Below are 13,302 nucleotides of genomic sequence, written 5' to 3'. Positions count from 1 at the left end.
ATGCAACGCACGATTCAGGTCCGGCGCACGCGCTTGTCGCCCTTCGTATCCGCTCTCGCCGCCGCGGGCCTCGTCGCCTGCGGCGGGGCCCATGCGCAGAACACGGGCGGCGCGACCGTCACGCCGGTCGGCAACGGCACGGTCGCGGCCACTGCCCTGCCCGGGAACGCCAACCCTGGCGCCGCGTCGGCCACGGCGTCCGGCACGGTGGTGCGCGGCACGGCCGGCACGATCGCACCGCCGCCCGCGAACGCGTCGCCCGGCCAGGTGGTGGTCGGCGGCAAGGTGCCCGACGAGGCGACCAAGGCCGCCGTGCTGCAGAAGCTGCGCGACACCTACGGCGCGGCGAACGTGGTCGACCAGATCGAGGTCGGCGACGTCGCGACGCCGCCGAACTGGAGCGCGAACGTGCAGAAGCTGCTCGGTGCGCAGTTGAAGCAGATCAGCAAAGGCCAGCTGAAGATCAACGGCACGCAGATCGAGATGAAGGGCGAGGTGCACAACGAGGCGCAGCGCCAGCAGCTCGCGAGCGACATGGCGAATACGCTGAATCCGACTTATACGATCAAGAACGGGCTGCGCGTGTCGGCGTCCGAGCAGGGGCTGCTCGACCAGACGCTCGCGAATCGCACGATCGAGTTCGAAACGGGCAGTGCGACGCTCACGCCGCAAGGCAGGCAGATTCTCGATCAGATGGCGGCCGCGCTCGCGAAGATGCAGAACCGCACGGTCGACATCATCGGGCATACCGACAACTCCGGGAACCGGACGTCGAACATCGCGCTGAGCCAGGCGCGCGCGGATGCGGTGAAGGGGTATCTGATCACGAAGAGCATCCCGCCGCAGCAGATGACGACGACAGGGGTCGGGCCGGATCAGCCTATTGCGCCGAATGATACGGCCGAAGGGCGGGCGAGGAATCGGCGGATCGAGTTCCGGGTGGGGCAGTAGGCGGAGCATTCGGGGGTATGGCGAGAATCCAGCAATTCCGATGAAATTCGCTCTGCGCTGCTTGCGATCGGCCATTCTTCTGGTTTTCGGTGCGGTCTTCGTGCTGCTGGGCGCATCGGGCGTCATCAATTCGGCCATCCTCGCTCGCGCTGGCGCATGGCCTCATGTCCCCGCCTTCGTCGAGCGATGCGAGTTGTCTCTGCGATATGGCAAGTCCGACGTGACATGGGAGGCGCGCGCCGTCTTCCGCTATGGTGCCGGGCAAACGCAGCACTACGACACGACGTGGCAGCCTGCCGGGTCGCCTGTTTATTCGCGTTCGGCCGCGTCGAACATCGGTCGCGAACAGTTCGCCGCGTTCACGAAGACGTATTGCAGCGAGGCCGGGAACGATGGTCTGCGCGTTTCGCCGATGTTTCCGGGTATTGCGCGGCGCAACGAAGCAGTTATGGGCGGGGAATGGGTACGAGAAATCGGGTTCGGCCTGTTAGCCCTGGTCGGCGGGTCGATGCTGTGTGCGGTGAGCATTGCGCTGCTTCCGTGGATCGAGGATCGCAAAAAGCATGCGGTGCGGCGCAAAGCACGGCGCGCGCGGAATCGCGCCAGCGGTGCGTGATGCGGACGTGCAGACAGGTTTCGCGGAGTTGCTTGTAGACCAGGCGCCATGCTGAATCTGCCGTGAGTCTATGTTCGGCGGTTCAGCATTCGAATATGGCGGTCATCTCCCGGAGCGCTCTTCCCTGACAGACAGCGAGGCAGGCGCTCCGTCATCCAGCAACGCCGCTCAATGAATGGGGGGAGTTGTGCCGCCCTTGTAGCCCCGCGCCCATTCCTGGCTCTGCTTGGCCGCCTGGTCGATACGTGCCGCGGCAAGATCGTCTTTCTTGCGCTGCTTCGCTTCCTTTGCGAGATCGCTCGACCCGAACGTATCCTTGTCGCGAGTGCGGAAGTACAGTGACGGCGCCAGCACGTGGTCTTGCCAGCTCGTCAACAACGTATCGTGGACAAGCATGTCGAACAGCGCCATGACCTCCTGCGGAAGCGGGTGCTTGCCTTCGACCCCTTCCTTCCAGGCCGACACCAGCTCCATCTCGGCTTCCGGCAGCATAGCCGCCTCGATCGCGTCCGCGCTCGCCTTGTTATTGGAGTCCCACGAATCCGGCATGTTACGGATACGCTCGGCGGATTGCTTCAGGCCGTCCTGATACGACGCGCGGCGCAGCTTCTTTGCCGCTTCCTTCTCGAGACGCTCCCAGACCGTCGAATAGTCCTTCGGCGCTTCCGCGATCAGCTTCTCATAGCGCTTTTGTGCCGCGTCGCTCGCTGCCTTCATGCCCCGCAGCTTCGCCTGGTCCTCCTGGCTGCGGCTGGCCAGCATGCTCATGTTGATGCCTTGTCGCTGCAGTTCCCAGTCGAGTTGCGACTTCGCCGTCTTGCGCTGCACGTCAGCGTCGCTCATGTTGCGTTTCCAGTCGGCAACCGGGTCGGCAATCGTGCGGCGGAAGTCGGGATCCATGTAGCGGGCTGCGATCCAGCGCATGAAGACTTTCGAATGCTCCATGAAGTCGGCGCCGGGCTTGCGCGGGACGAGGGTGCGGTAGGTGTTGACCAGCGCCTTGATTCGATACTCCTTACCACCGTACTTGATCGGATCCGAGAGCTTGAAACGCTTGAACACCGGCGCGTTGTACAGGTACAGATCCTCCATGGTGTCCATGACCGCGCCCGCCTTGATCGCTTCCAGCAACATGTCTTGCAGCGGGACTCTCATCAATTCGGCATTGAGCCCCGTGGCCCCGCTCGGCGCGCCGCCGACGACATCACAGCTCGTGCCCGGATAGAGAAACTGTTCGCCACGGGTTTTCTCGAGACTGTCGAGTCGCTGATAGAAGCGCATCTCATGCGCAGCGGCAAAATGAACGCAGCGCTGCACACTGGCCGGGATGGCGAGAGGACGATCCTTGAAGCTGGTTTTGAGCATACCCAGATAAGGCACCATTCCGATCAGCTCGCCGGCCTCCTCCGACATGATGGACGAAACTGCATCGAGCAATCCGACGAATTTGATCTGAATCGACACACCGTCAATAGCGAGATCCGTGTCGTCCCTGCGCTTGTATTTCTCCGCCAGATCGTTGATGAACGCACGTGCGAGCACGCACCCTCGATCCGCGCCGAACACCGAAACCTCGATCGCCCGGACTTTCGGCATCTGGCTCTTGACGGCCTCGTACGCAGTCTTGAACTGGTCCTTGGCGGCGATCAACCGCGTATCGACACCTGTGCCGAAAGCTTTGGCCATGACGGAATTGTCACGCACGATCGGCACGTTCTCCATCGCTATACCGACAAAGAGGCTGCGAGCGACCGCCCAGCCCGCCTTCATCGGAGTGCCTTTGACGTTGTTCTTGAAGTCGTTCTTCGCGTTGCGCCACAGCAGCGTTCCGGTCGCCTTGGTTCGTTCCCAGTATCGCTCCGGCGATGCATTCAAGACGTTCATGACACGCCGCGCCTGAGCGGGAATGCGTTCGATATCCTTCCGAAGATCCTGGAATGCCTTGTCGATTGGTCGAAGCGAGAAGTCCCCCTCGAGGAACCCATCGATGAGCTGCTTCTTTACGTCGTCGACACGTTTTTTTACGCCGGCCTGCTTGAGCGGCGTATTGACGCGCGTGAACGACTTGGCGACCGATTGCGCTCCGCTCAACGCCTTCTTGCCCCCCATCTTGCTCGCGGCTACGGCAGCATTGATCCATTCCTCGGCCTTGGCTGACTCGTTGAGGGGCGTGCCCAATCCCGAATAATAGAAGCGAAACCAGAACTGATTCGCGGGCCGTCTCGGATCCTCCATATCGCGATGCGCTTCCCAGAGCCGGGCGATATTGGAGTATTGCGAACTCGATGGATCGTCGATATCGCGATGGCGTCCGAATGCATCGAAGAAAAAGCCCATCCGAATCGTCGCGCCGCACGGCATGCAATCGCCCTTCGGGTACATCGTCGCATTCTGGTTTGCGATTTGGGCGTATACGGATGTTGGCGTCGCGTCATCCGGATCGAGTTTGACTCTTTCAGCCATGCTTTTTCTCCTCGACACGCGGCGGCGGAACCAGCCCGTCGGATATGGGTGGCACTGCGACCGGTTCGAACTTGTCGCTCGTCAATTCAGACAGAACATTCTTCGGCAACGATTGCATGGACTTCGCAAAAGCGCCTGGCTTGCCGGCATCCGCTTGCAACATGCGCTGGATCTCCGGATGCGAGTCGAAGCGACTGTTCACGAGCAGGTTGTAGTAAGCGTACTGCTTCAAATCGTCGAGATCGACGAGGCGGTACTTCAACCATGCCAACGCAACAACTCGAGCGACACGACGAAACTGCTGGTCTTCACGCTCGTCGTACCGCTTGCTCAATTGCGCCTGATACCTGCTCGCCATCCAGCGCGACACATCGATCATCGGAATACGCGATTCGTCCATCAACGCGCCAGGAAACTGAAGCTCGACGTGACGATCCGGATAGAAGTGAACCTCGAGGATTCGATCGCCTACCTTCTCCGGAACCTGCGATGGGGGCAACGTCGCCTTTGCCTCGGCGTGAAGCGTTTCCTCATTGCCTTTATGCCACTGGTCGACGTCGACGTAATTCCACTTGACCGTGAACTCGGTTCCCTGGAGCTTGTAGCAACACGTCACCCCGCCCCCACCACCCGGCAAGCTGTTCCCCCCACCCGCCTTGTTTCCGTGGGCATCGGTGATCGTGAACCCGTCCAGGTTGTACGGCAGATAGTTGTGAGCGATGACCGAAACGCCGCTATATGTCGGCTCCGACTTGCCGCACGCCGCCATGGCCGTCACGAGCAGACACCCAGCCAGAACACGGCTCGCCAGCCCCGAAAATCCCGTCGTGCTATTCACTGATGTTTTCCTTCCGAATATTGTCGAGCATGCGTTGCAGGCATATCCCACGCATCGGTATCGTTCCGCCCGTCACGTAAGCGGCCCTTCCACTCATAGCCAGAACCCCTCTCCACGAAATCAACCATGTCGCGCCTCGTCCATACGCGGTGACGGCAGCAAGCCGTCAGGAACCGCCGGGACAGCCACGGGTTCGAAGCGGCCGCTCGCCAAAGCCGACAGCACGTTCTTCGACAAGGTCTGCATCGACTTCGCGAACGTACCGGGTTGACTGGCATCAGTCTGCAAGATGCGCTGGACCGTCGGGTGCGAATCGAATCGACTGTTCACCAGCAGGTCGAAGTACACGTATTGCGCGAGATCACGCCAGTCGGTCAGCCGATATTTCAGCCACGCAGCAGCCACTGCACGCGCGATGCGACGATGCGATTGCCCGTCCGTATCTGCAAATTTCCTATCCAGTTGCGCCTGATAACGAGTCGCCATCCATCGGGAAACCTCGACGATCGGAATACGCGACTTGTCGAGAAGTTCGCCCGGAAATTGAAGCTCGACGTGACGATCCGGATAGAAATGAACTTCGAGAATGCGGGCGCCGAGCTGCTCAGGAACGACCGACGGTGGCATCACGACCTTTGTCTCGACCTCCTGCATGTGCGAGTCGTCCATCGTCCATCGGTCTGCATCGTAATACTTCCATTCGACCGTGAACTCGGCGCCCTTGAGTTGGTAGCAACACGTCACGCTCCCCCCACCTGCACCCGGCGGGTCGTCCCCGCCCCCGCTTGCCTTGTTTCCAAACGCGTCCATCACGGTGAAGCCGCTCATGTTGTACGGCAGATAATTCCGAGCCATTACCGAAATTCCGCTATACACCGGCTCCGACTTGCCACACGCGCTCAAAGCCGCCGCAAGCAGGCACATCGCCGGCACGGACCTACGCCACGCCACGAAGCGCCTCCATCGATTCCCGCTCGTGCGCATCGCGAATCGCATTCCATGTCGCGTCGTCGATCGTCGCCAACGCGTCATTGAGCGTCGTCTCTCCATGCGCCACGGCTCCAAGGCACACCCGCACCGCCGGATGCTCGTCGAACCGGGGCGCAACCAGCACGCCCGTCATTACGTAGCACTGCAATTCCGCTTCTTCGGCAATCCCGTGCGCTGCTGCGCGTTCGAGTTGCTCGACAACCTGATCATGGAGTTCCGCATCGGACAGGTGATCGACCACCGCCGCCATCGTCTCGCGAAACTTCAGCACGAGCTTGTCCGGGTACCCGAGCTCGATCAGTAGCGCGTGCTGCCGCTCGCTGAGGTCCGGTGCGTCGCTTGCCGACATCACACCTTCAACCGCCAGCGTGTCGTTGCGCCACACGACTTCGTCGAGCCGACGATCGCGATATCGGATCTCGCTAAACGGCGCGACGAACTGCTGCGCCTGCGTGTCGCTCCACACCTGTCGGAGCCGCCCGAATACAAGATTGTCGAAGAAGAACAGGTAGTACGCGCGACCGTTCGGCAGCGCGTACTTCACGTACTGGCGCAGATGTGCATCCAGCGCGTCGAACGACCACGCCGAGCACAACCACGTCACCGCATGCAGATCGACGGCATCCAGCCACAGCTGACGCAGCACGCGATGCTGCTCCGCATCCCCGCCGTCGAGTGCGCGACCGTCGAACGCAATCAGGTACGGTGCGATATCCGTATAGGCATCCAGCCCGGTATCGGTCCAAAGGGACGCGTAACGCAGGCCGCGCACGGCTGCCAGCTGCGTGTCCAGCTCCTGATAACCGCGCGTGTCGACGAGCACGTACAGACGCATCGGTCTGCCGTCGCCGGCCTCGTGCTCCAGCGATGCCTTCAGCGCCTCCACGAATGCCGGCCATTCACGCTCACGCGGATTGGGCCCATCCGCCGCCATCTCGATGGTGTCACCCGTATCGTTGACTTCGTCCATCAATCCGCCTCAACCATCGATTCACGACCGCTATGCGCATTCAGCACGCATTGCTTGCACGTGCCGCCCGGCATCGCGGGCAGCGGATACTGCATGCTCGTCGGTCCGCTGAACTGGTGCTGAGCGCCCTTGAAATCTACCTTCCCCGGCGCGTGAATCTCGATGTTGCCGCCCTTGATCCGGATATAGGCGCCACCCGACGTGAGCAGGATCTCCTGCTTCGCGGCCACGTCGACGGCCTCGGTCGCCGCCATCATCTTCACGGTCTTCTGCGCTGTGAGTTCGATGCTGTCCGCATGCGCCTGAACCTCGACCTTGCCCTTCGCGGCGAACAGCTTCATCCCGGCGTTCTGCGCGAACAGGCTGATGCGATCCCGGATGCCGGCGATCAGCGACTTCCCGCTGGTAATGAACGTACTTTGACCACTGACGATATTGGTCTGCCGGTCGCTCGCCAGGTGCACCGACTGCTGCGACGCCACCCCAATCCCCGCCGGGCTCGCGAACAACATCACCGGCTCCTTGAACGCATTCGCATTCCCCGTCCCGCCGCCTGCAGTCCTGCCGCCACCCGAGGCCGCCCCCGCCACGCTGTTCTGCGTCGTCTCGGCGAATTGCTTGAGCGCATCGCGACCGGTGCCGAGACTCTCCGCCTGATGCATCTCGCTGACCTGCGACATCGATTCGATCAGCCCCTGCGCATTGCCAAGCTGCTGCTTCGCCTCACTCACGTCGAGCGGCTGGCTGTTCGCCTGCTTCGGATGCGTCGTCACGTACAGGCCCTGCCCGGCTCGCATCGCGCCGTACGCATCCGTGCGCAGGTCGAAGCCTGAGCCGAGATACGCACCGCGCGTGTTCCCGTTCTGCTCGATCAGATAGCCGAGATGAAGCAGCGAATTCGCACTGCTGCTGAACAGGCGCGCGCGGTTCTGCCCGGTCGCGTCGTCGAGCACCATCTCGTTGTGCCCCGATCCTGCATACTCCTTCGACCGGAAGCCCGACAGGATCCCGTTGCTATGCCACTGCGGCCTGGTCGCACCGTTGTACACGCGATGCATGACGATCGGCCGGTCGCAGTCGCCGCCGATGTAGCCGATCAGCACTTCCTCGCCGACCCGCGGAATATGCACGCCGCCGTACCCGCCGCCGGTATCGGACTGCACGACACGCATCCAGCACGACGCGTTCTCGCGGCCTTCGCTCTGGCGGTCCCAGACGAACATGACCTTGATCCGGTTCAGCTCGTCCGTATAAACCTCTTCGCCCTTCGGCCCGACGACGATCGCCGTCTCGAGCTGCATCGCGGGCTTGCGATGCTCGAACGGGCTGCGGTACGGCACGCTCGCGCGCTGCGCTTCGACCTCGACGAGATAGAACCCGGCGGAGCCGTCGTCATGCCCAACTTCGAATGCCGCCGCTTCCCCGTGACCGGCCTTCACCTGCGCCAGCTGGTCCTGCAGGCTATGCGGAAAGCTCGCTTCGTGGTCCGAAACCGGCAGATTGTTCTCGATGTACCGCGTAACGCCGATGGCCGCGAACTCGCGCTCGCTCGCCGAATCGCGGTCGTGCTCGGGATGACCGGTCAGCGTGAAGCGCCGGCCGGCATCGATCGCGCGCACGCCGCCCACGCCGAAGAAGCGCTTCGCGCGCGACTCCCATTCCTCGAGACGAATCTTCGACAGGTGTTCGCCGCGGTCCTGGCCCGGATACGTGTACGCGCCGGTGTATTCATAGATTTCCGCCTGGCCCGGCAGGTCCCCCTGGCCGGCCTTGGTCGGCAGCGACGTGCCGTTCGGATTGCCCGGCGACGACGGCGCTTTGTAGTCGAAGGTGCGCGTCGTGTGCAGCGTGCTTTGCAACGTCCGCGATGCGGTCCATTGCGTAAACCCGGCGGTTTCGGTGCCGCTGCCGGAACGATCGAACGTAACGACATTCGGGGACAGCGCATCGACCGCATGCACGTCGTCGGTGATGACGAGCGTATGCGCCTTCCCGTCTTCGCTGTGCCGCCAGAACCCGAACAGCCCTTCGTCCTCCATCAGCCGGTGCACGAAGTTCCAGTCGGTTTCGCTCTGGCGACAGTACGACCGGGACGGCAACGGTTTCGACAACGCGAACTGGTATTGGCCCCTGGCCTGCGGATGCGTATCGAACACGTCGGAGAGAATTGCGTCGACCGGCTGGTCCTGCCAGTACCGCATGTCGCTGCGGAACTTGAGGAAATGCATCCACGACGCGAAGCGCAGCTGGTAACTCGACAGGCTGCCGTCGGCGCCGAGCCGTCGCGCCGTGTGGACATAGCCGTTGATCGGCAGATACGACTTGTCCGGCTGCTGGATCCACAGCGTGATCGGCTGCGCGATCAGCGTCTTGAGCTCGACGTCGCTCGCGGTGGACACCAGATCGAGCGCCACGCTGAAATCGCGGCCGAGCGCCGAACGGGTCACCGCGCGGCGCGGCACGAGCGCATTGTTCGGCAGCGACGGGATGTCCGTCTTCAGCAGCCGATCCTGCTGGATCAGGCCACCACGAATCGCCTGTGCCAGTTCGGTCACGTTCATGCGTCACCCTTCTTCTCGTTCATCGCGAGCCCGCCGGGCCCGCGCTCTCAGGTCAACAAGCGGCGGCTCACGACTGCTCGTCGGGCCTCACCCCCAGCAGCTCGCGGATGTGCGACAGCGACCCGTCGTCCTTCACGACGCTCTCGAGCCACTTGTGCAGCGGCATGTCGGCCCATTCGGCGGCCTTGTCCGCGAGATACGCGACCGGGCTGTGCGGCTCGGTCTGGCGGAAGTAGCGCGCGACCGCGCGAAGCTGGTCGACGGCCTGTGCACGGTTCTGGATGCCGGCGATCATTTGCGTCACCGGCGGACGCGGAGCGGTCTGCGACTGCACATGGGTCTCCTCGGTGTGGAACGCGTCGCCGAAGCTCGGCTCGATGCGCTCGGGCTGCGCCTGCGGCGCCGACGGTGCATGCGGCGCGCTGCCCGTATAACCCTGCTCGCGCGCGAAGCGCTCGACGAGCCGGTACACGGTCTCGAACGCGTCGCGCGTCTGCCGGAAGCTCGGCGCCGAATCGCCGGCGCGTTCGACGAGCCGCTCCTCGAACGCGTCGAGCGAGATTTCGAACGCCTTCAGGTTCGCGAGCAGCGTCGTGTAGAACGCGATCGACGTCACGCGCCGCGACGCATCGACCTGCTCGACCGACGGCTTGCCGCGCGCGATGTCGTCCGCATGTTCCGGATCGCGCTTCACGGCCTGCGCCACATGCTGCGCGACTTCCCAGTCGAGCGTGGTGAACGCGTTCGATGCGCCGTCGGTCACCGGAATGCCGCGCAGCAGCTCGGCCGTGCGGCCGGACAGCCACGCGACGTTGCCGAGCCGGTATTCGACGTCGTCGCCTTCCGGCAGCGGATGCACGGTGTCCCAGTAGTCGCGGCACAGGCCTTCCAGCAGCGCATAGCCTTCGGTGAGGCCGGTGATGCCGTCCTCCAGCGCGAGCGCCTCGGTCAGCCACACGGCGAGCCGCAGGTCCTTGGTGCGCGTGCGCAGCAGCGCGCCCGCGTGATCGACGACGAAGCCCCAGTCGGCCTCCTTGATCTCGGTCACCCACTCGCCCTGGTCGAGCGTCGGATCGTCGTAGCGCCGCGCGTCCTGGATCGCGTCGAATTCGTTCGAGAACAGCAGGTCGTCGCCGCTGGGCGATGCATCGCTGATCGGCGTCAGCAGCTCGGGGAGATTGATCGGCATGGTTCAGTGAATCCGTTGATGCATGAGATGTCGCGTGCGGAGGCTCATTCGACCGTATAGGCGAATTCGCCGGCCTCGTCCGCGCGCACGGCGATGCGCGCGATGGCCGCACCGTCGGCGATCCGGCCGAGCACGTGGCCCGCGATCTCCGGCAGCAGCGTGCCGTTCAAAATATGGTCGACGTTGCGGGCGCCCGAATCAACCTCGGTGCAGCGCGCGAGCACCGCGTCGACGAGCGATTCATCCCACTCGAACGCGGCCTTGTGGTTCGCTTCGATGCGGCGACGGATCCGTTCGAGCTTCAGCTCGATGATCTCGGCCAGCACGTCGTCGGAAATCGGGTAGTACGGCACGACCTTCATCCGGCCGAGGAACGCGGGCTTGAACGTCTTGTACAGCTGCGGGCGCAGCGCCTCGGCGAGTGCGTCCGGATCGGGCAGTTCCTCGGCCGGCTTGTTCAGGCACGCCTGCATCACCGCGGCCGATCCGACGTTCGACGTCAGGATGATCAGCGTATTGCGGAAGTCGATCTCGCGCCCTTCGGCGTCGTCCATCGTGCCCTTGTCGAACACCTGGAAGAACATCTCGAGCACGTCCGGGTGCGCCTTCTCGACCTCGTCGAGCAGCACGACGGAATACGGGTTGCGGCGCACGGCCTCGGTCAGCACGCCGCCCTCGCCGTAGCCGACGTAGCCCGGCGGCGAGCCCTTCAGGCCCGACACGCTGTGCGCTTCCTGGTACTCGCTCATGTTGATCGTGACCATCTTGCGCTCGCCGCCGTACAGGATGTCGGCCAGCGCGAGCGCCGTCTCGGTCTTGCCGACGCCCGACGGCCCGACGAACATGAACACGCCGCGCGGCTTGTTCGGATCCTCGAGGTTCGCGGTCGCCGTGCGCACGCGCTGCGCGATCGCATCGAGCGCATGGTCCTGGCCGATCACGCGCGCGGTCAGCAGCGGCTGCAGGTTCAGCACGGTGTCGATCTCGTCCTTCACCATCCGGCCGAGCGGAATGCCCGTCCACGCGGCGACGATCTCGGCGACGACGTGACCGTCGACCTGCAGCGGCACCATCGGCTCGCCGCCCTGCAGCGCGTGCAGCGCCGCGACGCGTTCGGCCAGCTTCTCGCGCGTGGCCGGCACGTCGACCGGCTCGCCGTCTTCCGACGGACCGCGCGCCCGGTCGAGCGTGTCGCGCAGTTCGGTGATCTCGACGACGATCGCGCGCTCGGCTTCATAGCGCGCCTCGTCGTCGGTCAATTGCGCGAGCGCCGTGTCGCGCGCGCCGCGCAGCTCGCCCAGGCGCTCGTCGTGCGCGGCGCCGCCCGCCGCCTCGCGCTCCAGCGACGCGATTTCCGCGTCGATGCGCTCGATGCGCTTCTTCGTGTCGTCGATCGCCGCGGGCGTCGCGCTGTGCGCGAGCGCGACCTTCGCGCACGCGGTGTCGAGCACGCTGATCGCCTTGTCCGGCAGCTGGCGGCCACTGATGTAGCGATGCGACAGGCGCACGGCCTCGGTGATCGCGTCGTCGAGGATCCGCACGTTGAAGTGCTTCTCCATCAACCCGGACATCCCGCGCAGCATCGCGGCTGCGAGCGGCTCGCTCGGCTCCTCGACCTTCACGACCTGGAAGCGCCGCGCGAGCGCCGCATCCTTCTCGAAGTACTTCTTGTATTCGCTCCAGGTCGTCGCGGCGATCGTGCGCAGCTCGCCGCGCGCGAGCGCCGGTTTCAGCAGGTTCGCCGCGTCGTTCTGGCCGGCCTGGCCGCCCGCGCCGATGATCGTGTGTGCCTCGTCGATGAACAGGATGATCGGGTGCGCGCTCTTCTTCACCTCGTCGATCACGCTCTTCAGGCGGTTCTCGAACTCGCCCTTCACGCTCGCGCCGGCCTGCAGCAGGCCCATGTCCAGCACGTGCAGCGCGACGCCGCGCAGCGGCGGCGGCACGTCGTCGGCCGCGATCCGCAGCGCGAGACCCTCGACGACCGCCGTTTTGCCGACGCCGGCCTCGCCGGTCATGATCGGGTTGTTCTGGCGACGACGCATCAGGATGTCGATCGCCTGGCGAATCTCGGCTTCGCGGCCGATCACCGGATCGATCTTGCCGTCACGCGCGCGCTGCGTGAGGTTGGTCGTGTACGTGTCGAGCGCGGGTGTCTTCGACGGGCCGGCCGCGGGCGCGGCGCCGTCGGCGGCCGGCGCGACGTCGCTGCCTTCCGCATCCGCCTGGCGCGGCTCGGCTTCGCTCGAACCGGCCATGATCTCGTCGAACTTGTGCTTCAGGTCCGTCACGTTCATTTCCGCGAACTGCGACGACATGCGCTGCGCGAACTGCGCGAGATCGGGCGCAGTCAGCAGCGCGAGCAGCAGATGCCCCGAACGGATGCGGCCGAGCTGCGAATCGAGCGACGCGATCAACCAGGCCTGTTCGAACAGCGCGATCAGGTGCACGGAAAACACCGGCGTGCGCGTGTTGCCCGTCTTCAGGCGCGTGAGTTCGCGCTCGAGATCGGCGCGCAGCGCATGCGGATCGACGCGGCTCGCGCGCAACGCGAGCGGCAGGTCGCCCGTCGCCTGGTCGAGCAGCGCGAGAAACAGATGCTCCAGATCGACCTCGTAATGGCCGCGCGCCAGGCACGCGCTCGCCGCGCGCTCGGTCGCGTGCCGGCACAGCGGGTTCAGTTTCGTGATCAGGGTCTTCAGAGGCGTGCTCATGGCGTCGATC

At 64.2% G+C, this 13,302-nt stretch carries 9 protein-coding genes; 2 read left to right on the top strand and 7 right to left on the bottom strand.

Annotation, left to right across the window (positions count from 1 at the left end; all coding sequences use genetic code 11):
* Positions 1–951: an OmpA family protein gene (locus tag DID99_RS23815; protein ID WP_124667630.1), complete on the top strand. Its 951-nt coding sequence runs from the start codon at positions 1–3 to the stop codon at positions 949–951.
* A gap of 40 nt (positions 952–991) precedes the next feature.
* Positions 992–1,567 (top strand): DUF3592 domain-containing protein, encoded by a 576-nt coding sequence (locus DID99_RS23810; protein WP_124667629.1) that lies wholly within the window; start codon positions 992–994, stop codon positions 1,565–1,567.
* A gap of 168 nt (positions 1,568–1,735) precedes the next feature.
* Here the strand turns inward: DID99_RS23810 and DID99_RS23805 are convergent, their stop codons facing one another.
* The 7 genes from DID99_RS23805 to tssH form a co-directional block, all read right to left on the bottom strand.
* Positions 1,736–4,030, bottom strand: a complete 2,295-nt coding sequence (locus tag DID99_RS23805; RefSeq protein ID WP_124667628.1) for a DUF2235 domain-containing protein — start codon at positions 4,028–4,030, stop codon at positions 1,736–1,738.
* Positions 4,023–4,799, bottom strand: coding sequence for a DUF3304 domain-containing protein (locus DID99_RS23800; RefSeq protein ID WP_124487919.1), 777 nt, complete (start codon positions 4,797–4,799; stop codon positions 4,023–4,025). Before DID99_RS23800 ends, DID99_RS23805 begins: the two co-directional genes overlap by 8 nt.
* A 189-nt stretch (positions 4,800–4,988) precedes the next feature.
* Positions 4,989–5,792, bottom strand: a complete 804-nt coding sequence (locus DID99_RS23795) for a DUF3304 domain-containing protein (protein ID WP_124571719.1) — start codon at positions 5,790–5,792, stop codon at positions 4,989–4,991.
* Positions 5,793–5,805: 13 nt separating this feature from the next.
* A complete protein-coding gene (locus DID99_RS23790) occupies positions 5,806–6,828 on the bottom strand; it encodes a DUF4123 domain-containing protein (RefSeq protein WP_124667627.1) in 1,023 nt (340 codons plus the stop codon).
* Positions 6,828–9,389 (bottom strand): type VI secretion system Vgr family protein, encoded by a 2,562-nt coding sequence (locus tag DID99_RS23785; RefSeq protein ID WP_124667626.1) that lies wholly within the window; start codon positions 9,387–9,389, stop codon positions 6,828–6,830. The genes DID99_RS23790 and DID99_RS23785 overlap by 1 nt, the downstream gene beginning before the upstream one ends.
* A 67-nt stretch (positions 9,390–9,456) precedes the next feature.
* Positions 9,457–10,578, bottom strand: a complete 1,122-nt coding sequence (gene tssA / locus DID99_RS23780; RefSeq protein ID WP_124487871.1) for a type VI secretion system protein TssA — start codon at positions 10,576–10,578, stop codon at positions 9,457–9,459.
* Between the two features lie 44 nt (positions 10,579–10,622).
* On the bottom strand, positions 10,623–13,292 hold the full coding sequence (gene tssH, locus DID99_RS23775; protein ID WP_124667625.1) for a type VI secretion system ATPase TssH: 2,670 nt from the start codon (positions 13,290–13,292) through the stop codon (positions 10,623–10,625).
* Positions 13,293–13,302: the final 10 nt, after the last annotated feature.

This window comes from Burkholderia sp. Bp8986 (genome assembly GCF_003854225.1).
In the GTDB taxonomy this organism is placed as follows: Bacteria; Pseudomonadota; Gammaproteobacteria; order Burkholderiales; family Burkholderiaceae; genus Burkholderia.
The sequence above is the reverse complement of the archived record's forward strand: the minus strand, read 5'-3'. Positions and strand labels throughout refer to the sequence as shown.